The organism is Pseudomonas sp. GW821-FHT07G06, assembly GCF_058986625.1.
In genome coordinates, this window is the sequence record NZ_JBYSVW010000005.1 from 85,782 (window position 1) to 111,767 (window position 25,986).

Genomic DNA, 25,986 nt, shown 5'->3' on the forward strand with positions numbered 1-25,986 from the left:
CAGGACGCCGAAGGAGGGAGTGAAGCTTGTACCACTTTTTGTACCACTGACCGTGTAATCAGGGGTAAAACCGGGTACTGCTGAGTAAGCAAGTGCCCGATTTCATTGACTATTGTTACTTTGCCTTACCCCTTTAAAATCGCCGTGTAATTCTGTTCCAGGGACATGAAACTACCTGTGGGATTTTACGCAAAGGGCAAGGGTACGGTGACGGACACGACGCTGCAAGCGTGGCGCATCAGCTTTACTCGTCGCGACCTTCCATCATGGTGCGTTTGAGCATCACATAGACCGCCCCGGCACCGCCGTGTTTCGCCTGGCAAGAGGTAAAGCCGAGCACTTGCGGATGCTGGCGCAGCCAAGTGTTGACGTGGCTTTTGATCATCGGCCGCTTGCCGTCCAGGCGTACTGCCTTGCCATGGGTGACGCGCACGCAGCGGATTTCGAATCTGGTTGCTTCGGCGAGGAACGCCCAGAGGGTTTCCCGGGCTTTTTCCACGCTCATGCCGTGCAGGTCGAGGCTGCCTTCGAACGGAATCTGACCGATCTTGAGCTTGCGCATCTGGCTTTCCTGCACGCCGTCACGCGCCCACATCAGCTCGTCTTCAGGGCCGACGTCGATGACGAATTGATCGGACAGACCGTCAACGGTGGTGGAATCGGTGCGCACGGTGGCCGCTTGACGCAGTTTGGCAATCTGCGCGCAGTCAGCCTTGGGTTTGCCGGTTTCGGCGCGATCGTGCTTGATCGGCTTGACGCCTTGGATCGCGCTTTTGAACAGGGAAAAATCGTCGTCTTGCATGTCAGCCTCCGCGAAGGGCGGCCAGTTTACCCAACTCGAAGCGAATCGGGCGCGACAAAAACGCGCGCGGCGCTTGGCTCAGTCGTGTTTTTTCATCAGGTGCGGGGACATGGCCAGTTCCCGCGACTGCCGCGAGCGACGGCGGCAACGGCGCCACAGCCAGACACCGAGGTACAGCACGAACAGGCCGATGGCCAGGATCACGGCAGCACCGGTGCGGCTGGTGTTCAACTCACCCAGGGCGGGTGCGTGGCCGAGCAGGCCGGCGGCACCGGCCATGGCGAGCAACACGCCGCACATCGCCAGCAATGCCGCGAACGTCGCGCCGATTCGAAAACGCCAGTTGCGTTGGCCTTTGGGCCGCAAGCGGCGAGCGTCAAAACCATCGGATAACTTCATTCCGACCTTCCTCAATGGGTATCGGCCCTTCGACCGGGAGTTGACCGGGATGTTCCTGAGGCTAAGACAATTACGGCAAATGAGAGGTTTTTGCGGATGAGCGGCGTTCCAGGCCGCTCAATGAGCGTCGATCAGATCAGTTCACAGGTCAGCGCGAGGGTGGCGAAGTTGTCGCCCATGATCGCCATTTCGGTCTGATGAACGTGCATGGCGCTCAGGACACCGCCCTTGTAGGGCAGGTCGCGTGTGGCGCAGGCGTCTTCGATGAGCGTGCAGCGGAAACCCAGGTTCTTCGCGGCGCGCACCGTGGTGCTGACGCTCGAGTGACTCATGAAGCCGCAGACGATCAGGTCGAGGGCGCCGAGGTCCTCCAGGCGTTTGGCCAGTTCGGTCCCGTGGAACGCGCTCGGCAGCAATTTGCCGATGATGGTTTCGTCGCTCTGTGGCTCAAGACCCGGAATGAATTCACCACCGACACCTTGCGGGTTGAACATGCCACCGAGCGTGCCGAGGTGGCGGACATGCACGATCGGCCGGCCGGCGGCACGGGCCGCGGCGAGTAACTGCTTGATGTTCGCGACGGCCTCATCCATGCCGCTGAGGGCCAGCGGCCCGCTCAAATACTCTTTCTGGGCATCGATGATGATAAGGGTCGCATGACTCAGTTTGGCTGCCGGATAACCGCGACCGCTGAGTTGAAACATCGTTTTTGGAACGGACATTCTGGGGCTCCTTGGAGTGGGGCTTTTGCGCCATTGTCCTCTGGCTGAGCGGTTCTGTGAATCGCTACGATCGTAGGTGCCGTGGTTGCTGGCCTCTAGCCTTGTCAATAGTCACGTTTTGTTCAATAGCCTGGCGAAAAAACGGATAACTCCTACATTTCAATCGGTCGTTTTCCCGCGTCGTCGTGGCGTCGTTTGACTGGTAGAATCGCCCGTCGATTTTTCTGGAGTTTGCCGTCGTGATCACTTCCCGCCTTCGCACCCTGCGTGACCATATCCGTTGGGCCGTCAGCCGCTTCCATGGGGAGGATCTGTTTTTCGGCCATGGCACCGATAATGCCTGGGACGAAGCCCGTCAACTGGTGCTGGGTGCGCTGCACCTGCCGTGGGAAATCGCCGACAGCTACCTCGACTGCAATCTGGAAGAAGACGAAGTGGTTCACCTGCAGCTGCTGCTCAAGCGCCGCATCGAAGAGCGCGTGCCAACGGCTTACCTGCTGGGCGAGGCCTGGTTCTGCGGCATGTCGTTCATCGTCGATGAGCGCGTGCTGATTCCGCGTTCGCCGATTGGCGAACTGATCGAAAACCGTTTTACCCCGTGGCTGGCCAACGAGCCGGCGCGGATTCTCGACCTGTGCACCGGCTCCGGTTGCATCGGCATCGCTTGCGCCTACGAGTTCCAGCATGCCGAAGTGGTGCTGGCCGACCTGTCGTTCGAAGCGTTGGAAGTGGCCAATCAGAACATCGAGCGCTACGGTGTCGATGAGCGCGTGTACACAGTGCAGGGGGACGGCTTCGAGGGCTTGCCGGGACAACGTTTCGACCTGATCGTGTCGAACCCGCCCTACGTCGATTCGGAAGATTTCGCCGACATGCCGGACGAATACCAGCACGAACCGGAACTGGGCCTGGCGTGCGGCGATGACGGTTTGAACCTGGTGCGTCGCATGCTTGCCGAAGCGGCGGATCATCTGACCGAGAAAGGCTTGCTGATTGTCGAAGTGGGCAACAGCCAGGTGCACGTCGAGGCGTTGTACCCGGAAGTCGACTTCGCCTGGCTGGAGTTCGAGCGCGGTGGTCACGGTGTGTTCATGCTGAGTGCGCAGCAGTGCCGGGAGCATCAGGCGTTGTTCGCTTCCCGCGTTTAGAAAGCAAAAGATCGCAGCCTGCGGCAGCTCCTACAGGGGTACGCATTCCATGTAGGAGCTGCCGCAGGCTGCGATCTTTTGATTCAACGGTGCGTGGCAATCCAGATCAGCAACCCCGCCTGAAACACCGCAAACGCCACCAGGCACGTGATGGTGAAACGCAGCCCGGCGTCTTCGCGTTTGTATTTGCTGACTTTCTCTTCGTGTTTCTTGAGTTTGACTTCCTGCTCGGCCAGGTTCTGCTCGGCTTGCTGGAGCATCTGTGCCGCCTCGAGAATCTCCACGACCTGCAGTTTTTCGCTGTTCCAGTCCCCCGCGAGGTCGCCGACCTTGACTGCTTTGACGCTGCCTTTCAAATGCTGGGCATCGGCATACACCACGTCGAAACCGTGCACGCGCAAAAAATGATCGCGGCGCAGGCGGGTGTCTTCGTTGAGCGCTTCCTTGTTGTTCAGGTCGAAGCCGTCGACGGTGTAGGTGGGCCAGCGCTTCTTCGCCCAGTTGATGCCCTGGGCGATCATGAATCGGCCGATGCCGCGGTTCAGCGGTTCGACCTGCAAACCGCTTTCCGGTCCGAAATGCACGCGCTTTTCCGCGTGATCGACCCACACATCCAGATGGTTCTGTTCCTTGCGCACGCGCTGGGCGGGCAGGGTGATGCTCAAGCGCATCAGGCTGCGCGCCTTGTCGTTGCGCTCGGCATAGCCGAACTCGACAAAGCGCAATGGGCGCCCGCCCGTATTGCGGTCAGTCTGCAGCGGCGCCAGACGGAGCATCTTGTGGTGCTCGACGTGGACGTCCGCCCAGGGCAGCTCGACCGCTGGCGGTGCTTCTGTTTCAGCGGTGGTGTCGGGTGAAGTCTGGGTGTCAGTCATAACGGCGAGATCCTGTCCAAGCTCAGCTTGTCGCCAACCAATGTGTTGGCGACAAAGGCTTATCGGCCGTTTTTTTCAAGACTGGAGGGCAAATAGCGCTTAACTGGTGCGAAGTCCGTCAATAAACCCGAGGATTCGCGTGCCCAGTTCCGCCGCCAGGGGCAATTGCGGATCCTTATAGGAAGCCAGCTGGCGTTTGACGTCGTTGGGCACGATGCGCATGACGTGGTTCATGCCCTCGATCAGGGCCAGTTCGGCGTCCGGTTTGGCGGCCTTGAGCAGCCTGGCATCATTGACGCCGACCTGGATGTCGTTGCTGCCCTGGATGATCAGCGCTGGCATCTTCAACTGGCCGAACGCTGCAGCCGGGTCCTGGCGGAACAGGGAAATCAGGTACGGCTGCACGCTCGGACGGAAAATGGCCTGCAAGGGTGGCGGCACATTGTCGTCGGGTTTCCCGGCCTTGAGGCTGTCGAGCAATTGGTTACTGCGCGCCAACAACGGCGGTGGCAGGCGATTGCCCAGTTGCTGGCGGATCACCTGATCGACCGGTCTCGCGCTGCCCGAGACGGAAATCACCGCATCGGCGTCGATGGTTGGCGCGGCCAGGCTGGCGATCAAGGCGCCTTCGCTGTGTCCGAGTACGATCAGTTTGCCGAAACGCGGATCAGTCTTGAGCTTCTGGCCCCAGGCCTCGGCGTCGGAAACGTACGCGTCGACCGTCAGATTGCGTTCGTCCGGCGTCGCGGCCAGGCTTGCTGCAACACCGCGCTTGTCGTAACGCACGCTGGCGATGTTGTGTTTGGCCAGCACCCAGGCCAGGCGCTTGAGACTGTCGTTACGCCCGCCGTCAGGGTTGTTGCCGTCGCGATCCGTAGGGCCGGAGCCGGAAATGATCAGGACAACGGGTACCGGATTGTCGGACTTGGGCAGCAGCAAAGAGCCGAAAAGCTCGCCGGTGCCGGTGTCCAACGTGATCGGCCGTTGCAGGACAGTCGCCTGGGCGAAGCCGGAAATCAGGGTAAGGCTCAAGGCTAGAACTCGCAGCATCATCACGCCATCATCAAGAAGATGCCGGTTGGACTCACAGGCACCCATAAGGTTCGAGGATGAACTACTTGGGTAGCCTGCGTATACTGGCGCGCATTACGTATTCAGGTTCATTTCACGGAGCGTCCTGCATGTCCGGCAATACCTACGGCAAGCTGTTCACTGTCACCACCGCGGGCGAAAGCCATGGCCCGGCGTTGGTCGCCATTGTCGATGGCTGCCCGCCGGGCCTGGAGATATCCCTGGAGGATCTGCAGCGTGACCTGGACCGCCGCAAGCCCGGCACCAGCCGCCACACCACCCAGCGCCAGGAAGCCGACGAAGTCGAAATCCTCTCTGGCGTGTTTGAAGGCCGCACCACGGGGTGCGCCATCGGCCTGTTGATCCGCAACACCGACCAGAAGTCCAAGGACTATTCGGCGATCAAGGACCTGTTCCGCCCGGCCCACGCCGACTACACCTACCACCACAAGTACGGTGAGCGCGACTACCGCGGGGGCGGTCGCAGCTCGGCCCGGGAAACCGCGATGCGCGTCGCGGCAGGGGCGATTGCGAAAAAGTACCTGGCCAGCCAGGGCATCGTGATTCGCGGCTACATGAGTCAGCTCGGGCCGATTGAAATCCCGTTCAAGACCTGGGAATCGGTCGAGCAGAACGCCTTCTTCAGCGCGGATCCGGACAAAGTGCCGGAACTGGAAGCCTACATGGACCAGTTGCGCCGCGACCAGGATTCGGTCGGCGCGAAAATCACCGTAGTGGCCGAAGGTGTGATGCCAGGCCTGGGCGAACCGATCTTCGACCGTCTCGATGCCGAACTGGCCCATGCGCTGATGAGCATCAACGCGGTCAAGGGCGTGGAAATCGGCGCCGGTTTCGCCAGCGTCGCCCAGCGCGGCACCGAGCATCGCGATGAAATGACCCCGGAAGGTTTCCTCAGCAACAATGCCGGCGGCATTCTCGGCGGTATTTCCTCCGGGCAGCCTATCGTTGCGCACCTGGCGCTGAAGCCGACGTCGAGCATCACCACGCCGGGCCGTTCCATCGACATCCACGGCAACCCGGTGGAAGTGATCACCAAGGGCCGTCACGACCCGTGCGTCGGTATCCGTGCCACGCCGATCGCCGAGGCGATGATGGCCATCGTGCTGATGGATCATCTGCTGCGTCACCGTGGGCAGAACGCCGATGTGCGTGTGAGCACGCCGGTGCTGGGTCAGCTGTAAATGGCTGACCTCCTGGTCGCAGCCGTCTGATGGCGACTGCGGCGCTCCCGTACTGGCGGCTCTCCAGTTTCTATCTGTTCTATTTCGCCTTGCTCGGTTCGACAGCGCCGTTTCTGGCGCTGTATTTCGATCACCTGGGATTCAGCGCCGCGCGCATCGGCGAGCTGGTGGCGATCCCGATGCTGATGCGCTGCGTGGCGCCGAACATCTGGGGCTGGCTGGGCGACTTCACGGGGCGGCGGCTGGCCATCGTGCGTTTTGGCGCGGTGTGCACGCTGCTGACCTTCTCGCTGATTTTCGTCAGCAAGACCTACGCCTGGCTGGCGATGGTCATGGCCTTGCATGCGTTCTTCTGGCATGCGGTGTTGCCGCAGTTCGAAGTCATCACCCTGGCGCACTTGCAGGGGCAGACTTCGCGCTACAGCCAGATTCGCCTGTGGGGATCGATCGGTTTCATCATCACCGTGGTCGTGCTGGGCCGGCTGTTCGAATGGCTGAGCCTCGACATCTACCCCGCGGCGCTGGTGCTGATCCTGGCCGGCATCGTGCTCAGCAGCCTGTGGGTGCCGAACGCTCAACCGGCACCGGGCAATCGGGTGGCGGGGGAGGGATTTCTCACGCAACTGCGCAGCCCCGGTGTATTGGCGTTTTATGCCTGCGTGGCGCTGATGCAGATGAGCCATGGGCCGTATTACACGTTTTTAACGCTGCACCTTGAGCGACTGGGTTACAGCCGCGGTGTGATCGGCATGCTCTGGGCGGTCGGCGTGGTGGCTGAAGTTTTGATGTTCATGGCCATGAGCAGGATCCTCACGCGCTTCTCATTGCGTCGGGTACTGATGGCCAGTTTTCTGCTGGCGGCGTTGCGTTGGCTATTGCTGGGCTCGCTCGCGGAGTTTCTGTGGGTGCTGTTGTTTGCCCAGGTGTTGCACGCGGCGACGTTCGGCAGCTTTCACGCCGCTGCCATTTCATTCGTGCAACGTAGCTTCGGCGCACGCCAGCAAGGGCAGGGCCAGGCGTTGTACGCCGCCCTGGCCGGTACCGGCGGTGCATTGGGTGCGTTGTATTCCGGCTACAGCTGGAACGCCCTTGGCGCCGCATTGACCTTTAGTATTGCCAGCCTCGCAGCGCTCGCGGCTGCCGTTATCATTGCCACATGTATGCAAGAGGACAGGCCATGAGCCTTACCCGTGAACACCTCGCCCAGGAAATCATCGACGCCGGGCGTTTTCTCTATGGCCGCGGTTGGTCGCCGGCCACCAGCAGCAATTACTCGACCCGTCTGTCGCCGACCGAAGCCTTGCTGACCGTCTCCGGCAAGCACAAGGGGCAGTTGGGCATGGACGACGTGCTGGCCACCGACCTGTCAGGCAATAGCCTGGAGCCGGGCAAGAAGCCGTCCGCCGAAACCCTGCTGCACACTCAGCTTTACAGCTGGCGGCCCGAGATCGGTGCGGTGCTGCATACCCATTCGGTGAATGCCACCGTGCTGTCACGCCTGACGCCGCAAGACTTCATCGAATTCGAAGACTACGAACTGCAAAAAGCCTTCAGCGGTGTGACGACCCACGAGTCCCGGGTGCGTGTGCCGATTTTCGACAACGATCAGGACATTGCGCGCCTGGCCGCCAAGGTGCAGCCTTGGCTGGACGCCCATCCCGATTGCGTCGGCTACCTGATTCGCGGCCATGGCCTGTACACCTGGGGTGCGCGCATGAGCGATGCCCTGCGGCAGATCGAGGCCTTTGAATTTTTGTTCGAGTGCGAGTTGAAGATGCGCTCGCTCTTGAACGTTAAAGCATGAACCGTTAAGGAGTTGCCCTGATGAGCAGCCTGTCCGTTTATCACGTCTCCAGCCCTGAAATCCCCAACAAGGTGCTGACCCATTTCGAAGACATCGCCTCGACTCTGGCTGAACAAGGCGTACGCTTCGACCGTTGGCAAGCCGCCACCAGGCTTCAGCCGGGCGCCACTCAGGAAGAAGTGATTGCCGCCTATCAAGCGCAAATCGACCAACTGATGACCGAGCGCGGTTACATCACAGTCGATGTGATCAGCCTCAACAGCGATCACCCGCAAAAAGCCGAACTGCGCGCCAAGTTCCTCAATGAACACCGCCATGGCGAAGACGAAGTGCGATTTTTCGTCGCCGGCCGTGGCCTGTTTACCCTGCACATCGACGATTACGTCTACGCCGTGCTGTGCGAGAAAAACGATCTGATCTCGGTGCCGGCCGGTACCAAACACTGGTTCGACATGGGCGAGCACCCGCATTTCATTGCGATCCGCCTGTTCAACAACCCGGAAGGCTGGGTGGCCAACTTCACCGGTGAAGACATCGCCAGCCAATTCCCGCGTCTGGAGGACTGAGTCGATGCCGATCAAAGCGATTCTCACCGACATCGAAGGCACCACCAGCGCGGTGAGTTTTGTCTTCGACGTGCTGTTTCCCTATGCCGCCAAACACCTGCCGGCGTTTGTTCGTCAGCAGGCCGGGCGCGCTGACGTGGCCGAACAACTGGCCGCCGTACGCCGCGACAGCAATGAGCCGGACGCCGACGTCGAACGGGTCGTCGAGATCCTGTTGGGCTGGATTGCCGAAGACCGCAAGGCCACGCCATTGAAAGCGTTGCAGGGCATGGTCTGGGAGCAGGGCTATCAGGCCGGGCAGTTGCAGGGCCACGTGTACCCGGACGCCGTTGAAGCGCTCAAGCGTTGGCATCAGGATGGCTTTCAACTGTTTGTTTATTCGTCCGGCTCTATCCAGGCCCAGCGGTTGATCTTCGGCTGTTCGGTGGCGGGGGACCTGACGCCGCTGTTCAGCGGCTACTTCGATACGACTTCGGGGCCAAAGCGCGAGGCGCAGTCCTACGTCAACATCACCCAGGCGATCAACCTCGAGGCGGGGCAGATTCTGTTTCTGTCGGACATAGTCGAAGAACTCGACGCGGCGCGCGCGGCAGGAATGGCCACTTGCGGCCTGGCTCGCGAAGGCGGGGAGCTGGCGGGGCATATCACTGTGGACAGCTTTGCGCGGATCGATCCCGCTATTTTCTAAACGGCACAAAACCTGTGGGAGCGAGCCTGCTCGCGAAGGCGATCTGTCATTCAACATTGTTGTTGACTGACACTCCGTCTTCGCGAGCAGGCTCGCTCCCACTACCGTTTTACAGTGAGTGATAAGTCGGTAAGGCAAACCGTTGCTGGCTTTGCAGCAAGGAAATCTGCGGCAACTCACTGGCTTGTTCGGCGAGGTCGCGGCGAATCGCACTGATGACCCACGTCAGTTGGTCGCCGTTGTGCAATTGCTGGTAGGAAATCGAGCGTTTGAACTCTTTGCCTTCGCCGCCGCTCAGGGTCAGCAGGATCCCGCCGTCAGGACGGGCCTGGGTGGTGACCGTGTAGTTGGAGAACAGGGACGTAAATTTTTCCTGGATCAGGCTCATGTCGTTCAGCTCCGTGATGACTTGAATGGCAAGCATGGAGAGACTGTTGCAGCCTTTGTGCCAGTGTTTTTAGATGGCAGATATCAATAAAAATCAATGGCTTACTGTTTTTGGTGTTTTTTGCATTCGTGCAATCTGCATGAATGGCCATCGTGCATCCTGCATTTTGCGAGGTCGCTCGGCGATTCGATGGAACCATTGCTGATGGCAGGGTTCATGCCGGGCAACCTATCGATCGCCGATCAGGATCGCAGATACAAAACATTTCAAAAACCGCGTGTACAGCTCAAGAACCGTTGACGTATTTTCGGCCTCAGACATCGCCGCCCGACAATAAAAAAACAGCGAACGGGAGCATCATGAGCCGCACGTCGAACGACACGATTACCTGGGGCATGATGCTCCGCAAGCTGCCTTCCATCGCCAAGGCCATCCCCCGGGTGGTCAAGGGCATGAAGGCCGCCAACGTCAAGGACCCGACCCAGGCGTGTGGTTTGGGCTGGAGTTTCGAGCAAGCCACATTGCGCAACCCGGATGGGCCGGCGCTGCTGCAGGACGACGTCACGCTCAGTTACTCCGAGGTCAACCAGTGGGCCAACCGCATCGCCCATCACCTGATCGGCCAAGGTATCGGCAAGGGTGACGTGGTGGCGGTCTTCATCGAGAACCGTCCGGAACTGCTGGTGACGATTCTGGCGGTGGCCAAGGTCGGCGCGATCAGTGCCTTGCTCAATACCTCGCAGACCCGCGACACCCTGGTGCACAGTGTGAATCTGGTGGCGCCGGTGGCGATCATTGTCGGTGAGGAGTTGGTTCCGGCCTACCAGGCAATACGAGATCGGGTGGCGATCCAGTCTGCCCGAACCTGGTTCGTCGCCGATCAGGACACCTCTCGCCAACCGGGTATCGCGCCTGAAGGGTTCATCAACCTGATGACTGTCAGCCTCGACGACGCCTGCGACAATCCGGCCAGCAGCCGGCAGATTTTCTTCGACGATCCCTGTTTTTATATCTACACCTCGGGCACCACGGGGCTGCCCAAGGCCGGCGTGTTCAAGCATGGCCGCTGGATGCGCAGCTCCGCGAGCTTCGGCATGATCGCGCTGAACATGCGCCCGGAGGATGTCGTCTATTGCACCTTGCCGCTGTACCACGCCACCGGCCTTTGCGTGTGCTGGGGCTCGGCCGTCAGTGGTGCCAGCGGGTTCGCCATCCGCCGCAAATTCAGCGCCAGTCAATTCTGGAGCGACGTACGCAAATACCAGGCAACCACCATCGGTTATGTCGGCGAACTGTGCCGCTACCTGGTCGATCAACCACCGAGTGCCAACGACAGCCGGCACGATGTGAAGAAGATGATCGGCAACGGCCTGCGACCCGGCGCCTGGAACGAGTTCAAGACCCGCTTTGCGGTGAACCACATTTGCGAACTCTATGCCGCCAGCGACGGCAATATCGGGTTCACCAACATTCTCAATTTCGACAATACGATCGGTTTTTCCCTGATGTCCTGGGAGCTGGTCGCGTACGACCACGACAGCGGTGCGCCGATTCGTGAAGCCAATGGCTTGATGCGCAAGGTCGCCAAGGGCGAGCAAGGGCTGTTGCTGGCAAAAATCGACGACAAGGCTCCGCTGGACGGCTACACCGATCCGCAGAAAACCGCCAAGGTCGTGCTTGAGGATGTGTTCGAAAAGGGTGACCGCTACTTCAACACCGGCGACCTGTTGCGCAATATCGGCTTCGGTCATGCGCAGTTTGTCGACCGCCTGGGCGACACCTACCGCTGGAAGGGTGAAAACGTGTCGACCACGGAGGTCGAGAACATCCTCCTGCAACACCCGCATATATCCGAAGCCGTGGCCTACGGCGTGGAAATCCGCAACACCAATGGCCGGGCCGGGATGGCAGCGATCACGCCCGCCGAGTCCCTGGCCACCCTGGACTTCAGCGAACTGCTGGCCTTTGCCCGCGAGCAAATGCCGGCCTATGCGGTGCCGTTGTTCCTGCGGGTGAAAGTGAAAATGGAAACTACCGGGACTTTCAAGTATCAGAAGACCCGGCTCAAGGACGAAGCCTTCGACCCCGGTAGGACCGGTGATGATCCGATCTATGCCTGGCTGCCGGGAACCCAGACTTACGTGCAGGTCACGGAGCAGTTGTTGTCTGACATTCACGGCGGCAAGTACCGCTATTGAATCTGGCTATGGCGGCCCATGAGAAAAAACAAGTGACAGTGCCGGGACCGCTCGGGAAACTGTCGGCTTTTACGAATGACAGAAAAGGGAGTGCCCAATGTCAGACAAAAGCCGCCAGATGACCCCCGAAGAAGCCGCCGAATTTGCCGAACAGGTATTCAACAAGGCACGGGAGGGCGATGCGGCGATGATGGCCGCGCTGCTGACCAAGGGTTTGCCGCCGAACCTGCGTAACCACAAGGGCGATACCTTGCTGATGCTGGCCGCGTACCACGGTCATGTGGACACGGTAAAAGTCCTGCTGGAGCACAAGGCCGACCCGGAGATCCGCAACGACAACGGCCAGAGCCCGATTGCCGGCGCCGCCTTCAAGGGCGACCTGGCGGTGATCAAGGCCCTGGTCGAGGGCGGCGCGCAGGTTGAAGGCTCGTCCTTCGACGGCCGCACGGCGCTGATGATGGCGGCAATGTTCAACCGCGTCGAAGTCGTCGACTACCTGATCAGCAAGGGGGCCGACCCGAAAGCGAAGGACGCCAATGGCATCACCGCGCTGGAGGCTGCCAGGACCATGGGGGCTTCCGATACGGTTGCGCAGTTGCAGAAACTGGTTGGCTGATTGCCTTGAAAGATCGCAGCCTTCGGCAGCTCCTACATTGAACAGCGTGGACCTGTAGGAGCTGCCGAAGGCTGCGATCTTTTTAGGCATTCGAATCTATCCTTGCGGTATCCTTCGCGCCCTCAAAATCCCCCTCGCTACAGGATCGCCCCATGAAAACCGCACTCGTCGAACTCATCAGCAAAATCAGCTCCGGGTGCATGGGCGAAGACGAAATCCTCAAGGTCGCCGAGGAAGCGGCCCAGGCCTACGCCGATCCGCAGGCTTTTCTGAGCGCCAATCCGGACATCAACTACGACGAAACCTTCCCGATCCCGTTGGGTGAATGGGTGGTGGTCGGCAGCCTGCCGGAAACGGTGCTGTTCCAGGCTGACACCTACATGGACCTGTTCGCGCAGATCGTTGCCTCGTTCGGCCCGGGCGTGGAGTTCAATCTCAAGCCCAAGCAACTGGCCAAGACCGAAGCCCTGACCGCGCTCAACCGCATCCAGGTGCAAATGAGCAGCCTGAACAAGGAAAACGGTGGCTATACGCTGATGAACTTCAGCCAGTTGCTCGATGACGAATTGCAGGTGGTGCTGGTGTACGGCAATGACGTGCCCCGCGTGCTGGAATTGTGCGCCGAAGCCGGCATCGCAGCCGCACCCTCCCTGGAAGCCCTGAAAGTGGCGATCCACGTCTGATAGCCAAATACTGTCAAATCAAAGGGAACCCTCACGACGACCGTCTATCCTAAGAGGGCAAATCACTCTTCAGGAGCGTCACCATGGGTTCCACGTTCAACAGCCTGGTTGCCTTGATCATTTTTGCCCTGGACATCTGGGCCATCATCAACGTATTCAAAAGCAGCGCCGAGACCGGGATGAAAATCCTCTGGGTACTGTTGATCGCACTGTTGCCGGTACTGGGGCTGATCATCTGGGCCATCGCCGGGCCGCGGGGCAACGTACGGGCCTGAACAAGCGGCACTGAACCTGTGGGAGCGAGCCTGCTCGCGAAGAACGATGACGCGGAGCAACTGAACACCGCATCGTCCGCTTCGCGAGCAGGCTCGCTCCCACAATGTTCTGGGGGTACTTCGATGATGAAGGTTCGACCTGTCATGTTCCGCGACGTAGAATGCGCGCCTTTCCCGGCCATTCGAGACGAACGAATGGCCATCATGGGCGGGTAACCGTCCGTTGCCACCCGCATTCATCGGAGCACTTCCCATGAGCAACACCCCGACCAGCGACTACCTGGAAACCCTCTACGAAGGCTACGGCCAGCGTTTTCGCATGGAAAAACTGCTGCACGAAGTGCGCACCGAACACCAGCACCTGGTGATCTTCGAAAACCCGCGCATGGGCCGGGTCATGGCGCTGGACGGCGTGATCCAGACCACCGAAGCCGACGAGTTCATCTATCACGAAATGCTGACCCACGTGCCGATCCTCGCCCATGGCACCGCCAAGCGCGTGCTGATCATCGGCGGCGGCGACGGCGGCATGCTGCGTGAAGTGGCCAAGCACCGCAGTGTCGAGCACATCACCATGGTCGAGATCGACGGCACCGTGGTCGACATGTGCAAGGAGTTCCTGCCGAATCACTCCAAGGGTGCATTCGATGATCCACGCCTGAACCTGGTGATCGACGACGGCATGCGTTTCGTCGCCACCACCACTGAAAAGTTCGACGTGATCATTTCCGACTCCACTGACCCGATCGGGCCGGGCGAAGTGCTGTTCTCGGAAAACTTTTACCAGGCTTGCCACCGCTGCCTGAACGAAGGCGGCATCCTGGTGACCCAGAACGGCACGCCGTTCATGCAGATCGAAGAAGTGAAGACGACCGCCGGTCGCCTGCGCAGCCTGTTCCCGGACTGGCACTTCTACCAGGCCGCCGTGCCGACTTACATCGGCGGCTCGATGACCTTCGCCTGGGGCGCGACCGATACCGCTTATCGCAAGTTGTCCCGCGAAACCCTGCAACAGCGTTTCACGGGCAGCGGCATCGTCACTCGCTACTACAATCCTGAAATCCACATCGGCGCGTTCGCCCTGCCGCAATACGTATTGCAAGCTGTGAACAAGCCAAGCAACGACTAAAGCACTACCCCTGTGTAGGAGCTGCCGCAGGCTGCGATCTTTTGATCTGGCTTTTTAAAGATCAAGATCAAAAGATCGCAGCCTGCGGCAGCTCCTACGCAATACGTTTGAACGATCACCCGGTGTCAAAGTCCAGATATGTGTAAGCCCATCCATGGGTTTTATCGAGGAGGCATCAATGCAAAAGTGGAAAATCACTTTCGTGGATGATCATGGCGAAACCGTCGACGAGGTCTTCGAGTGGGCCGAGCGCCCGGACAACGAGCGTGCCGCCAAGCTCATCAAGGCCCGGCTTCTTCCTGTCGCTGCCGAACTGGATCTGAACGATCTGGAAGGGCGGACCGCCGATGCGAGCGTCAAAGAGCTCAAGTCCCAGAACAGCATTGAAATCCTCGGCATTACTCCAATCTGAACGGCACCTGTCGCATTCACATCCAGGCCTTGGCAGAGGCTCTATCTTGAGGCTACTCTGCAAGCGAGATCAGCGAATGAATCGCTAAGGTCTGGTCTTGTCAGCTCCATGCTTGTTTCCCGCCGGCACATCGTTTGCCGTCGCTCGCGCTGTTCGGTTGCGGGTGAGGGAGTACGGAAAGTCTATCCATCGTTTTGAGGAGGACGTTTCATGAGCACAGCCTATCAAGAAGACATCAGCAGCAGCGTGTTGCGCCGCATGAAAGAAGGCGGTTTTGACTTTTCGCGGTTTCATCCCATCGAGTTCTACGCCATTTTCCCGGACGAGGAGCGGGCACGCAGGGCGGCAGGTCATTTCCACCGTGGTGAATCCCTGGATGCGCAAGTCAGTGTGCGCGACGATGGCGCCTGGGCGCTGGAGTTGTGCAAAGTCATGTATGCCACCTACGACGATATCGGCGACTTCGAACAGGGTTTCGAAGCGGTGGTCGAGCCGTTGGGCGGCATCATCGAAGGCTGGGGTGTGAAACAGGAGGTACGAGGGCGACTCGCATAAGCTTATGAACAGTGACAACCGGCATTGACGGCTGACCTTCGGGTTGGCCGTTTTCGTTTTTGGCCTGTAGGAGCTGCCGAAGGCTGCGATCTTTTGATCTTGTTTCAACAAGGCAAAAAAAAGCCGCCTGAGCAGGCGGCTAAAAGGGAAGTTCGGTGGGCTTTTCAGCGAATGCCTGGATTATCCGCACCCGTTACCGGGCAGTGAAATCATCTCTGGCTATGCTGGTGATAGGCGATAACCACGCCTTGCAATGAAGCGGGGGCGATCAGATTGGAGCATTTGCCGCACAGGAATGGTGCGGTACTTGCGCATTGATTATCCAACTGATTGATATCAAAGCGTTTATGCCGCTGGCACGGGCCTTGCGAAGGTCTGGACGTCCGAGTGACAAGGAGTACGGCATGATCCGCACCTATTTTGATGAGATGTACGATGCCGGCGGCCAGGTCCGCCCGCATTATCGGGAGTTTGCCCGTTGGCTGGCCGAGACGCCTGACGAGCTTCTGGCACAACGGCGACGCGAGGCCGATCTGCTGTTTCATCGCGCCGGGATTACCTTCACGCTCTACGGGGACGAGCAGGGCACAGAGCGCCTGATCCCCTTCGACACCATCCCCCGCAGCATCCCCGCCAGTGAGTGGCGGGTCGTCGAGCGCGGGTGCATCCAGCGGGTCAAGGCGTTGAACATGTTCCTCGCCGACCTGTATCACGAGCAACGCATCATCAAGGCCGGCATCATTCCGGCCGAGCAGGTGCTGGCCAACGAGCAGTACCAGTTGGCGATGCAGGGGCTGGACCTGCACCGCGATATCTACTCGCACATCTCCGGCGTCGACCTGGTGCGCGACGGCGACGGCACCTACTACGTGCTCGAAGACAATCTGCGCACACCGAGCGGCGTCAGCTACATGCTCGAAGACCGCAAGATGATGATGCGCCTGTTCCCCGAACTGTTCGCGGCGCAACGCATCGCGCCCATCGACCACTACCCGAACCTGTTGCTCGATACCCTGAAAAGCTCAAGCCCCATCGACAACCCCAGCGTGGTCGTGCTGACCCCCGGCCGCTTCAACAGCGCGTTCTTCGAGCATGCGTTTCTGGCGCGGGAAATGGGTGTGGAACTGGTGGAAGGTGCGGACCTGTTCGTGCGCGACGACAAGGTCTTCATGCGCACCACCGACGGGCCGAAAGCGGTCGACGTGATCTATCGTCGCCTTGACGACGCCTTCCTCGATCCGCTGGCCTTCAATCCGGAATCGATGCTCGGCGTGCCGGGGCTGCTGTCGTCCTATCGTTCCGGCAACGTGGTGTTGGCCAATGCCATCGGCACGGGGGTGGCGGACGACAAATCGGTGTATCCGTTCGTGACCGACATGATCCGTTTCTACCTCGATGAAGAACCGATCCTGAAGAACGTGCCGACCTGGCAGTGCCGTAATCCGTCTGAACTTTCCCACGTGCTGGCCAATCTTCCAGAACTGGTGGTCAAGGAAACCCAGGGCTCCGGCGGTTACGGAATGCTGGTGGGGCCGGCCGCGACGGCGGCGGAAATCGAAGCCTTCCGCGCACGGATCATTGCCAAGCCCCATGCCTATATCGCACAACCCACGCTGTCGCTGTCGACCTGTCCGACCTTTGTCGAAAACGGCATCGCGCCACGCCACATCGACTTGCGGCCGTTTGTCCTGTCGGGTCGTGAGACCCGGGTGGTGCCCGGCGGCTTGACCCGTGTCGCCCTGCGCGAAGGCTCCCTGGTGGTCAACTCTTCCCAGGGCGGCGGAACCAAGGACACCTGGGTGGTCGAGGATTAAAGGAAGCCTGCCATGTTAAGTAGAACTGCCTCGGATTTGTATTGGATGTCGCGTTACCTGGAGCGGGCGGAAAATCTCGCACGGATGCTCGACATCAGCTATTCGCTGTCGCTGATGCCGCAAGACGGCCGTGGCGACGGTTTGCACGAACTGGCCATGCCGCTGTTGATCACCGGCACCCTGGACGATTACCTGGAGCGCCATGGCGAACTGCATGCCGAACGGCTGCTGCATTTCTTCGCCCTGGAAGCTGCCAATCCGGCGAGCATCTACAGCTGCCTCGGTGCCGCGCGGGCAAGCGCCCATGCGGTGCGTGGGCGCATCACCGCCGACATGTGGGAAAACATCAACGCCACCTGGCTGGAGATTCGCGGCATCGCCGAGCAGGGCCTCAGTCGCTACGGCATGAGCCGTTTCTGCGAGTGGATCAAGGAACGTTCCCATCTGTTCCGGGGCGCGTCCTACGGCACCATCATGCGTAACGATGCGTTTCGCTTCATTCGTCTGGGGACCTTCATCGAACGGGCGGACAACACCTTGCGCCTGCTCGATGCCCGCTACGAAATGGCCGGCGACCAGGCCGAAGCGGTCAGCGATGGCACCGCTCACGCGTATTACCAGTGGAGCGCGTTGTTGCGGGCGTTGTCGTCGTTCGAGGCCTACACGGAAATCTACCGTGACGCCCCTGGCGCCCGACATGTCGCCGAATTGCTGTTGCTGCGCGCCGATGTACCGCGTTCCCTGCGCGCCTGCACCGAAGAAATCGACCAGATCCTCGCGCAATTGCCGGGGGCCAACGGTCGTCCGGCACAGCGCCTGGCGGCAGAAATGGACGCGCGCCTGCGCTACACCGGCATCCATGAAATTCTCGAAGAAGGCCTGCACGCCTGGCTGACCGAGTTCATCCCGCTGGTGCGCCAGTTGGGTAACGCGATTCACAGTTCTTATCTGGAGGCCGCATGAGACTTTCCATTAGCCACGAGACCACCTATCACTACGAAGACAAGGTGCGGGCGAGCATCCAGTACCTGCGGCTGACGCCCCACGACAGCGAGCGCCAGCACGTGCTCAGCTGGCAGCTCGACCTGCCGCGTCCGGTGCGGGCGCAACTCGATCCGTTCGGCAACATCCTGCATGTGCTGACCATGGACGAGCCTCACGAGGCGATCATCATCGGTGCCCGCGGCCAGGTCGATATCGATGAATGGCGTGAGGCCGAACACGAAAGCCAGTCGGCACTGCCGTTTCTGCGCTTCACCCGTTTGACTGAAGCCGATGCCGCCCTGCGTGCGTTCGCCGAGAAGGAATGCAAGCAACGCCGCGACCGCACGGCGTTGATCGATCTGATGCATGGCCTCAACCAGCATATGACCTACACGCCAGGTTCCACGGAAGTGGACACCAGCGCGGCCCAGGCCTTTGCCGGACGCTCCGGCGTGTGTCAGGACCATACCCATGCGTTTCTTGCCTGCACCCGCAGCCTGGGCATTCCTGCACGTTATGTGTCGGGCTACCTGTACAGCGAAAGCAGCGAACACCTGGCCAGCCACGCCTGGGCCGAAGCCTGGCTGGATGACGCCTGGTACAGCTTCGACGTGACCAACGAACTGGCCCGGCCGGAACGTCACCTGAAACTGGCGGTGGGCCTGGATTACCTGGATGCCTGCCCGGTACGCGGCATGCGCCGGGGCGGCGGGTGTGAGCAGATGCACGCGAAGGTGCTGGTCTCACCGACACCCGCGCCGGTGATTTCGGTGCAGCAGCAATAACTAGAGGTCTGCAAAATCCTGTGGGAGCGAGCTTGCTCGCGATGGCGACCTTTCAGTCGATACTACCGTGACTGACACACCGCTATCGCGAGCAAGCTCGCTCCCACAGGGATCATGTCAGTGCTAGTGCTGAATCTTGCGCCCAACCATATGCTGCAAATACCCCACCAGCATCCCCAGATCCCCATCCGGCAACACCTCGGCCGAGAACCCGGGCATCTTCGCCTGCGGCCACTGGCGCAAACTCTGTGGATCGCGAATGTAGCGCTTGAGGAAGTCCGCGCCGAAATACTCGGTCGGGCTGTATGGAATATTCAGGTCCGGCCCGAACTGCGCATCCCCGGCGCCATTGAGTCGATGGCACGCCAGGCAATTCTTCTGGAACAACGCAAAACCCTTGTTCACCGGATCATCGGCCTTCAAGGACGGATCGGGCAGCAGGGCAGGGAAGCGCTCGGCCACGGGCGCCAGGCGCTTGATGCTCGCCACCTGGAACGGCCATTGCTCGGGGCTGATGTTGCCGGCCTGCGGGTCGGTCCAGACCAGGTAGAACGGCCCGGCACCCGGCTTGCCTTCCGCTAGCGCTGGCCACGGTTTGGCCGGGTCTTCAATCGCCAGCCAGGCCCGCGCCCCTTGGGTATTGAGCAGCGGCGCGGCGGCCATTTCGGCGGCAAAGCCATCCAGGGCCACTGCTTGCAGGTGGTCGTCAGGCTTGATGCCGGTCAGCAGGGCGGACAGAGGCACGGCGCGGTAGCTCATGTCCCGTTTGTAGGAAACGTCGTTGCTGATGGTGATGGTTTGCACCTGAGGATGCTTGAGCAATTCCTCGGTCTGCCAGGTGCGACTGTTCGCGCCCAGCTCCAGATTCAGCTGTGCGGCCAAAAGGGGCGAGCCGAACAGCAGGGCCCCGAGCAGAATGAGCATTTTCAAAGTGATCGCCGTCCATGTCGTGGAAGTGCCATGAAGGGTGGCACAGCCACGCTGGCCCGGGTAGCGGGCCAGTCACATTTTGATAGTGGCAATTCAAAAACTGTGACGCCGTATCTTTTAGACGCGACTAGCCGATGACCTTGGTCAGGTTCGGCAGTATCAACAACAGCGTGGTGGCAAAAAGGATGAGCCCGGCTTGACGTACTTTCGATTGTTTGAACATGGCTTGACCGCCTTTATTGTTATTTCCTGATGCCTGCCTGCATATCTCCATGTTGGCAGCGCGTTGCACTTCCTGTAATGACGAGCGCCTCGGCAAAACCCGACGACAACTTCGTACAAGTTCACCTTAGAGCCCGCGCAGCGCTTGGTTTAGATCCATTTCGTATGGTGTTGTCACGATTTGCTTTAAAAAAGGTATGAGGCCTATTGCCAGCTTCTTTGCCGCCCGTTGGCTAGACAGCTTGGTGTCCTGAATCGGTTAATCCGGTCGTTCACGACCGTCCGTCTGAGCGTGTGCGTCAACATCTGTGAGCGCTGCGGTCATTGAATCAAACGCGGCTCGGGCCAAGAGTGGGCACTCTGCCTTTACTCTCCTGCACTGCGGTTCGAGGACGTCATGACCCAAGCATTGATTTTCGACGCATTACGCACGCCCCGTGGCAAAGGCAAGGCCGACGGCGCCTTGCACAGTGTCAAACCGGTGAACCTGGTGGCCGGTTTGCTCACCGCGCTGCAGCAGCGCACGGCGCTGGACACCAGCCAGGTCGATGACGTGGTGCTCGGCTGCGTGACGCCGATTGGCGATCAAGGTTCTGACATCGCCAAGACCGCCGCCCAGGTGGCCGATTGGGATGTCAGTGTGGCGGGGGTACAAATCAACCGTTTCTGCGCTTCGGGGCTGGAGGCGGTCAATCTCGGCGCAATGAAAGTGCGTTCCGGCTTCGAGGACCTGGTGGTGGTCGGTGGTGTCGAGTCGATGTCACGGGTGCCGATGGGCAGCGATGGCGGTGCCTGGGCACTGGATCCGGCGACCAACCTGCACAGCCATTTCACTCCGCAAGGGGTGGGTGCCGACCTGATCGCCACCCTTGAAGGCTTCAGCCGTCAGGACGTCGATGCCTACGCCCTGCATTCCCAGCAGAAGGCAGCGCGGGCGCGGGCCGACGGTTCGTTCAACAAGTCGCTGGTGCCGGTGCAGGACCAGAACGGCATCATCCTGCTCGATCACGATGAGTTCATCCGCGCCGAATCGACCCTGGAAGGCCTGGGCAAGCTCAAGCCGAGTTTCGAGATGATGGGGCAGATGGGGTTCGATGCCACCGCGCTGCGGGTCTACAGCCATGTCGAACGGATCAATCATGTTCACACCCCGGGCAACAGCTCCGGGATTGTCGATGGCGCGGCGCTGATGCTCATCGGCTCCGAAGCCAAGGGCCGGGAGTTGGGGCTGCAGCCCCGGGCGCGGATTGTCGCCACGGCGGTCACCAGTACCGACCCGACCATCATGCTCACCGGCCCCGCGCCGGCGACCCGCAAGGCGTTGGCCAAGGCGGGGCTGCGGGTCGAAGACATCGACCTGTTCGAGGTCAACGAGGCGTTTGCTTCGGTGGTGTTGAAATTCATCAAGGACATGGCGGTCGACCCGGACAAGGTCAATGTCAATGGCGGTTCCATCGCCATGGGCCACCCGCTGGGCGCCACCGGTTGCGCCATTCTCGGCACGCTGCTGGATGAACTGGAAGCCCGACGCCTGCGTTATGGCCTCGCGACCCTGTGTGTCGGCGGCGGCATGGGCATTGCCACCATCATCGAACGCCTCTGAGCCCGGACTTCAAGGAACCCAATTATGAGCGAAGCCATTCGTTACGAAAAAGGCCAGGACCAAATCGTCGTCCTGACCATCGACCTGCCGGACCAGAGCGCCAACACCATGAACGCGGTGTACCGCGAGGCCATGGCCGACTGCGTCGCGCGGCTGGTGGGCGACAAGGACAACATCGCCGGTGTGATCATCACGTCGGCCAAGAAAACCTTCTTTGCCGGCGGCGACCTCAATGAATTGATCAAGGTCGGCAAGCCCGAAGCCAAAGCCTTCTACGACATGGTGCTGACCCTCAAGGGGCAGTTGCGCACCCTGGAAACCCTCGGCAAACCGGTGGTTGCGGCGATCAACGGCGCGGCACTCGGCGGCGGCTGGGAGATCTGCCTGGCCTGCCATCATCGGGTGGTGCTGGATAATCCTTCGGTGCAACTCGGTCTGCCGGAAGTCACCCTCGGCCTGCTGCCGGGCGGTGGTGGCGTGGTACGCATGGTGCGTATGCTCGGGATCGAAAAAGCCCTGCCGTACCTGTTGGAAGGCAAGAAGGTGCGGCCGCAACAGGCATTGCAGGCGGGCTTGATCGACGCGTTGGCGACCGACCGCGAAGATCTGTTGGCCAAGGCGCGGGCGTGGATTCTGGCCAATCCGACGGCGGTACAACGCTGGGATGTGAAGGGCTATCAGATTCCGGGTGGCACACCGTCAAGCCCGAAAGTCGCCCAGATGCTGGCGATTGCCCCGTCTATCCTGCGCAGCAAAACCCAGGGCACGATGCCCGCGCCGGAGAAAATCCTCTGCGCAGCGGTCGAGGGCGCGCAGGTGGATTTCGACACCGCGCACCTGATCGAAACCCGCTACTTCACCGAGCTGACCACCGGCCAGGTCTCGAAAAACCTGATCGGTACATTCTGGTTCCAGCTCAACGAAATCAACGCCGGCGGCTCGCGGCCTCAAGGTTTTGCGCCTTATGTCACCCGCAAGGTCGGCGTGCTCGGCGCCGGGATGATGGGCGCCGGCATTGCGTTTGTCAGCGCGTCCGCGGGTATCGATGTGGTACTCAAGGACATCAACCTCGCCGCAGCCGAGAAGGGCAAGGCGCATTCGGCAGCGCTGCTGGACAAGAAAGTCGGCCGCGGACAACTGAGCATCGAGCAGCGTGACGCGGTGCTGGCGCGCATTCAAACCAGCGAAAGCGATGCTGACCTGGCCGGTTGCGACCTGATCATCGAGGCGGTGTTCGAGGATCGTGACCTGAAAGCCAAAGTCTCGTTGGCCGCGCAGAAGGTCGTCGGTGCGGACGCGGTGATCGCGTCCAACACCTCGACTTTGCCGATCAGCGGCCTGGCGTGCGCCGTGCCCGACCAGAGCAAGTTCATCGGCCTGCACTTTTTCAGCCCCGTGGAAAAAATGCCGCTGGTGGAAATCATCAAGGGCGCCAATACCAGCGACGAAACCCTGGCCCGCGGATTCGATTACGTCCTGCAAATCAGGAAAACCCCGATTGTGGTCAACGACAGCCGCGGTTTCTTCACGTCGCGGGTGTTCGGCACCTTCACCAACGAAGGCATTGCCATGCTGGGCGAAGGTGTGAACGCGGCGATGATCGAGACTGAAGCACGCAAGGCCGGCATGCCTGTAGGACCGCTGGCGATCTCTGATGAAGTTTCCCTCAGCCTGATGAGCCATATCCGCCTGCAAACGGCCAAGGACCTGCAAGCGGAAGGCAAGCCGCTGACAGAACATCCTGCGTTTGCCGTCATCGACTTGCTGCTCAATGAGTTCAAGCGTCCGGGCAAGGCGGCTGGTGGAGGTTTCTACGAGTATCCGCTGGGCGGCCAGAAACACCTGTGGCCGGAGTTGAAAAAACGCTTCGAAAAAGCCGACGGGCAGATTTCGCCAGTGGATGTGCGTGATCGCCTGCTGTTCGTGCAAGCCATCGAAACCGTGCGTTGTGTGGAGGAGGGCGTGTTGACCTCGACGGCGGACGCCAATGTCGGCTCGATCTTCGGCATCGGTTTCGCCGCCTGGACCGGCGGTGCACTGCAGTTCATCAATCAGTACGGCGTACAGGACTTTGTCGCCCGCGCCCAGTACCTGGCCAAGCAGTATGGCGAACGGTTCGCGCCGCCTGCACTGCTCCTGGAAAAAGCGGCGAAAGGGGAGGCCTTCTAAGGGCGCGATGACACATTTCGGGGCTTGCCTTGTCACCGTGTTTCGAGGCAGGCTCTGGGGTGTGCATTATTCCCATCACGTGTCAGGTATTTTTTATGTCGTTACGCATCTGCATTCTGGAAACCGACCACCTGCGTCCGGAATTGGTTGACCAATATCAGGGCTACGGGCAGATGTTCAAACACCTGTTTTCGCAGCAGCCGATTGCCGCCGAGTTCACCGTCTACAACGTGGTGCAAGGTGAGTACCCAAGCGACGACCTGACATTCGACGCCTACCTGGTGACGGGCAGCAAGGCCGATTCCTTCGGCACCGACCCGTGGATCGAAACCCTCAAGAAGTACCTGTTGACCCGCTATGAGCGTGGCGACAAGTTGCTCGGCGTCTGCTTCGGTCATCAGTTGCTGGCATTGCTGCTCGGTGGCAAGAGCGAGCGTGCCTCCCAGGGTTGGGGTGTCGGCACCCACAACTACAAGTTGGCCGCCAAGGCGCCATGGATGAGTCCTGTACGGGAAGAACTGACGCTGCTGATCAGCCACCAGGATCAGGTCACGTCGCTGCCGGAGAACGCCACGGTCATCGCCTCCAGCGATTTCTGCCCGTATGCCGCCTATCACATCAACGATCAGGTGCTGTGCTTCCAGGGGCATCCGGAATTCATCCACGACTACTCCCGCGCCCTGCTGGAGATTCGCCAGCAGGCACTGGGTGAGCAGATCTACTCCAAAGGCATTGCGAGCCTGGAGCAGGAGCACCATGGCACTACGGTTGCCGAATGGATGATGCGGTTTGTTGCGCACAAGCCGGCCGCAGTCAAAGGCTGAAATCATCGCGAGCAGGCTCGCTCCCACAGTGGATCTTCGGTGTTGCAGAGATCAATGTGGGAGCGAGCCTGCTCGCGAAGGTCGTGAACGATAGCGCGTTGAACCAGGTACACAGCGGCGCCCCTGGATTTTTCGCGAGCAAGCTCGCGCCTACAGCCAGCCGGACTTCTTGAAACTGGCCCACAACCCCAGGCAGCCCACCGTAATAAACCCCAGCACCCCGAAATACCCGTAGTGCCAACTCAACTCCGGCATGTTCTGGAAGTTCATCCCGTAGATCCCCGCCACCGCCGTCGGGAAGGCCAGAATCGCCGCCCAGGCCGCAAACTTGCGTTGCACCACGCTCTGGCGAGAGGCCTCCAGCAGCACCCCGACCTCAATCGTCTGGCTGGCAATATCCGCCAGGGTTGTCAGGTCTTCCATCTGCCGCGTTACATGAATCTGCACATCGCGAAAGTACGGACGCATGTTCTTGTCGATGAACGGGAAGCTCAGCCTCTGCAATTCCTCCCCGATCTCAATCATCGGGGCCACATAACGACGCAAGCGCAAAACATCACGACGCAGGCCATGTAGCTTCTGGATGTCGTAGTCATTCAGCGAGCCGCACAACACGTTGCGCTCCAGCTCGTCGATTTCCCCGTGAATGGCTTCGCCCATCGGCTGGTAGTTTTCGATCACGAAATCGAGGATGGCATAGAGTACGAAATCTTCTCCGTGCTCGAGCAACAGCGGACGCGCCTCACAGCGTTGTCGGACATGGGCGTAGGACGCTGAGTGACCATTGCGCGCAGTAATGATGTAGCCATTGCCGGCAAAGATATGCGTCTCGATGAACTCGAGTTTGCCTTCGTGACGGATGGGGGAATAGGTCACGATGAACAGTGCATCGCCGAAGGTTTCGAGTTTCGGCCGGCTGTGCTTTTCCAGGGCGTCTTCAATCGCCAGTTCGTGCAGGTTGAACTGGCGTTGCAGATTGGTCAGTTCCTGGGCGTTCGGCTCTTCCAGGCCGATCCAGACAAAGTGCCCGGGCTTTGCCGCCCAGGCGGCGCCTTCGTCGAGGGTGATATTGGTGACTTTCTTACCGGCGCTATAAACCGCAGCAGCAACAACTCTACCCAT

At 60.2% G+C, this 25,986-nt stretch carries 26 protein-coding genes and 1 pseudogene; 19 read left to right on the plus strand and 8 right to left on the minus strand.

The window, feature by feature from the left end:
* Nucleotides 1-244: 244 nt before the first annotated feature.
* From AC3WJW_RS11630 to AC3WJW_RS11640, 3 genes are all read right to left on the minus strand, one after another.
* Nucleotides 245-802 carry a Smr/MutS family protein gene (locus tag AC3WJW_RS11630; protein ID WP_493726097.1) on the minus strand — a complete coding sequence of 186 codons (558 nt, stop codon included), beginning with the start codon at nt 800-802 and terminating at the stop codon, nt 245-247.
* Nucleotides 803-880: 78 nt separating this feature from the next.
* On the minus strand, nt 881-1,201 hold the full coding sequence (locus AC3WJW_RS11635) for a hypothetical protein (RefSeq protein ID WP_007974911.1): 321 nt from the start codon (nt 1,199-1,201) through the stop codon (nt 881-883).
* 131 nt (nt 1,202-1,332) lie between these two features.
* Entirely contained in the window at nt 1,333-1,923 is a 591-nt protein-coding gene (locus AC3WJW_RS11640) for a cysteine hydrolase family protein (RefSeq protein WP_102700131.1), read from the minus strand.
* Nucleotides 1,924-2,162: 239 nt separating this feature from the next.
* Here AC3WJW_RS11640 and prmB point away from each other — a divergent pair, with 239 nt between their 5' ends.
* A complete protein-coding gene (gene prmB / locus AC3WJW_RS11645; protein ID WP_493726098.1) occupies nt 2,163-3,071 on the plus strand; it encodes a 50S ribosomal protein L3 N(5)-glutamine methyltransferase in 909 nt (302 codons plus the stop codon).
* A gap of 83 nt (nt 3,072-3,154) precedes the next feature.
* On the opposite strand, the gene AC3WJW_RS11650 is transcribed toward prmB, so the two are convergent.
* Nucleotides 3,155-3,946, minus strand: coding sequence for a hypothetical protein (locus tag AC3WJW_RS11650; RefSeq protein WP_493726099.1), 792 nt, complete (start codon nt 3,944-3,946; stop codon nt 3,155-3,157).
* A 99-nt stretch (nt 3,947-4,045) separates the two neighbouring features.
* The gene (locus AC3WJW_RS11655; RefSeq protein WP_218481529.1) at nt 4,046-5,044 is read right to left on the minus strand and encodes an alpha/beta hydrolase; all 999 of its coding nucleotides are present in this window, start codon (nt 5,042-5,044) and stop codon (nt 4,046-4,048) included.
* A gap of 83 nt (nt 5,045-5,127) precedes the next feature.
* Between AC3WJW_RS11655 and aroC the strand changes: the two genes are divergently transcribed.
* From aroC to mtnC, 5 genes are read left to right on the plus strand one after another with little or no spacing between them, the layout of a single operon-like run.
* The gene (gene aroC / locus AC3WJW_RS11660; RefSeq protein ID WP_493726100.1) at nt 5,128-6,219 is read left to right on the plus strand and encodes a chorismate synthase; all 1,092 of its coding nucleotides are present in this window, start codon (nt 5,128-5,130) and stop codon (nt 6,217-6,219) included.
* A 29-nt stretch (nt 6,220-6,248) separates the two neighbouring features.
* Nucleotides 6,249-7,400 (plus strand): MFS transporter, encoded by a 1,152-nt coding sequence (locus AC3WJW_RS11665; RefSeq protein WP_493726101.1) that lies wholly within the window; start codon nt 6,249-6,251, stop codon nt 7,398-7,400.
* Nucleotides 7,397-8,023, plus strand: coding sequence for a methylthioribulose 1-phosphate dehydratase (locus AC3WJW_RS11670; protein ID WP_095964025.1), 627 nt, complete (start codon nt 7,397-7,399; stop codon nt 8,021-8,023). The genes AC3WJW_RS11665 and AC3WJW_RS11670 overlap by 4 nt, the downstream gene beginning before the upstream one ends.
* Before the next feature lie 20 nt (nt 8,024-8,043).
* The gene (locus tag AC3WJW_RS11675) at nt 8,044-8,589 is read left to right on the plus strand and encodes a 1,2-dihydroxy-3-keto-5-methylthiopentene dioxygenase (protein WP_104449805.1); all 546 of its coding nucleotides are present in this window, start codon (nt 8,044-8,046) and stop codon (nt 8,587-8,589) included.
* Nucleotides 8,590-8,593: 4 nt separating this feature from the next.
* Entirely contained in the window at nt 8,594-9,277 is a 684-nt protein-coding gene (mtnC, locus tag AC3WJW_RS11680; protein WP_493726102.1) for an acireductone synthase, read from the plus strand.
* 109 nt (nt 9,278-9,386) lie between these two features.
* Here the strand turns inward: mtnC and AC3WJW_RS11685 are convergent, their stop codons facing one another.
* Nucleotides 9,387-9,665: a DUF3509 domain-containing protein gene (locus tag AC3WJW_RS11685; protein ID WP_493726264.1), complete on the minus strand. Its 279-nt coding sequence runs from the start codon at nt 9,663-9,665 to the stop codon at nt 9,387-9,389.
* 359 nt (nt 9,666-10,024) lie between these two features.
* Here AC3WJW_RS11685 and AC3WJW_RS11690 point away from each other — a divergent pair, with 359 nt between their 5' ends.
* The 10 genes from AC3WJW_RS11690 to AC3WJW_RS11735 all read left to right on the plus strand — a co-directional run bounded on the left by AC3WJW_RS11690 (nt 10,025) and on the right by AC3WJW_RS11735 (nt 19,116).
* On the plus strand, nt 10,025-11,863 hold the full coding sequence (locus AC3WJW_RS11690; protein ID WP_493726103.1) for a long-chain-acyl-CoA synthetase: 1,839 nt from the start codon (nt 10,025-10,027) through the stop codon (nt 11,861-11,863).
* Nucleotides 11,864-11,960: 97 nt separating this feature from the next.
* Entirely contained in the window at nt 11,961-12,479 is a 519-nt protein-coding gene (locus AC3WJW_RS11695; RefSeq protein ID WP_493726104.1) for an ankyrin repeat domain-containing protein, read from the plus strand.
* Nucleotides 12,480-12,631: 152 nt separating this feature from the next.
* Nucleotides 12,632-13,162, plus strand: a complete 531-nt coding sequence (locus tag AC3WJW_RS11700) for a hypothetical protein (RefSeq protein ID WP_493726105.1) — start codon at nt 12,632-12,634, stop codon at nt 13,160-13,162.
* Between the two features lie 83 nt (nt 13,163-13,245).
* Nucleotides 13,246-13,437 (plus strand): PLD nuclease N-terminal domain-containing protein, encoded by a 192-nt coding sequence (locus AC3WJW_RS11705; protein WP_102702379.1) that lies wholly within the window; start codon nt 13,246-13,248, stop codon nt 13,435-13,437.
* Nucleotides 13,438-13,690: 253 nt separating this feature from the next.
* On the plus strand, nt 13,691-14,566 hold the full coding sequence (gene speE, locus AC3WJW_RS11710) for a polyamine aminopropyltransferase (RefSeq protein ID WP_429392690.1): 876 nt from the start codon (nt 13,691-13,693) through the stop codon (nt 14,564-14,566).
* A gap of 178 nt (nt 14,567-14,744) precedes the next feature.
* Entirely contained in the window at nt 14,745-14,978 is a 234-nt protein-coding gene (locus AC3WJW_RS11715; RefSeq protein WP_493726106.1) for a hypothetical protein, read from the plus strand.
* A 210-nt stretch (nt 14,979-15,188) separates the two neighbouring features.
* Nucleotides 15,189-15,533, plus strand: coding sequence for a ribonuclease E inhibitor RraB (locus AC3WJW_RS11720; protein WP_007971898.1), 345 nt, complete (start codon nt 15,189-15,191; stop codon nt 15,531-15,533).
* Between the two features lie 404 nt (nt 15,534-15,937).
* Nucleotides 15,938-17,347: a circularly permuted type 2 ATP-grasp protein gene (locus AC3WJW_RS11725; RefSeq protein WP_007971899.1), complete on the plus strand. Its 1,410-nt coding sequence runs from the start codon at nt 15,938-15,940 to the stop codon at nt 17,345-17,347.
* Nucleotides 17,348-17,359: 12 nt separating this feature from the next.
* Nucleotides 17,360-18,310, plus strand: coding sequence for an alpha-E domain-containing protein (locus AC3WJW_RS11730; protein WP_493726107.1), 951 nt, complete (start codon nt 17,360-17,362; stop codon nt 18,308-18,310).
* On the plus strand, nt 18,307-19,116 hold the full coding sequence (locus AC3WJW_RS11735) for a transglutaminase family protein (RefSeq protein WP_102702381.1): 810 nt from the start codon (nt 18,307-18,309) through the stop codon (nt 19,114-19,116). Before AC3WJW_RS11730 ends, AC3WJW_RS11735 begins: the two co-directional genes overlap by 4 nt.
* A 123-nt stretch (nt 19,117-19,239) precedes the next feature.
* Here the strand turns inward: AC3WJW_RS11735 and AC3WJW_RS11740 are convergent.
* A pseudogene (locus AC3WJW_RS11740) lies at nt 19,240-20,062 on the minus strand (c-type cytochrome).
* A gap of 603 nt (nt 20,063-20,665) precedes the next feature.
* Here AC3WJW_RS11740 and AC3WJW_RS11745 point away from each other — a divergent pair.
* The 3 genes from AC3WJW_RS11745 to AC3WJW_RS11755 all read left to right on the plus strand — a co-directional run bounded on the left by AC3WJW_RS11745 (nt 20,666) and on the right by AC3WJW_RS11755 (nt 24,864).
* Complete coding sequence (locus AC3WJW_RS11745) at nt 20,666-21,871, plus strand: acetyl-CoA C-acetyltransferase (RefSeq protein ID WP_102673289.1); 1,206 nt, start codon at nt 20,666-20,668, stop codon at nt 21,869-21,871.
* A gap of 24 nt (nt 21,872-21,895) precedes the next feature.
* Complete coding sequence (locus AC3WJW_RS11750) at nt 21,896-24,040, plus strand: 3-hydroxyacyl-CoA dehydrogenase NAD-binding domain-containing protein (RefSeq protein ID WP_493726108.1); 2,145 nt, start codon at nt 21,896-21,898, stop codon at nt 24,038-24,040.
* Nucleotides 24,041-24,135: 95 nt separating this feature from the next.
* Entirely contained in the window at nt 24,136-24,864 is a 729-nt protein-coding gene (locus tag AC3WJW_RS11755; RefSeq protein WP_493726109.1) for an amidotransferase, read from the plus strand.
* Between the two features lie 150 nt (nt 24,865-25,014).
* Here AC3WJW_RS11755 and AC3WJW_RS11760 read toward each other — a convergent pair whose 3' ends face one another.
* Entirely contained in the window at nt 25,015-25,986 is a 972-nt protein-coding gene (locus AC3WJW_RS11760) for a magnesium and cobalt transport protein CorA (RefSeq protein WP_493726110.1), read from the minus strand.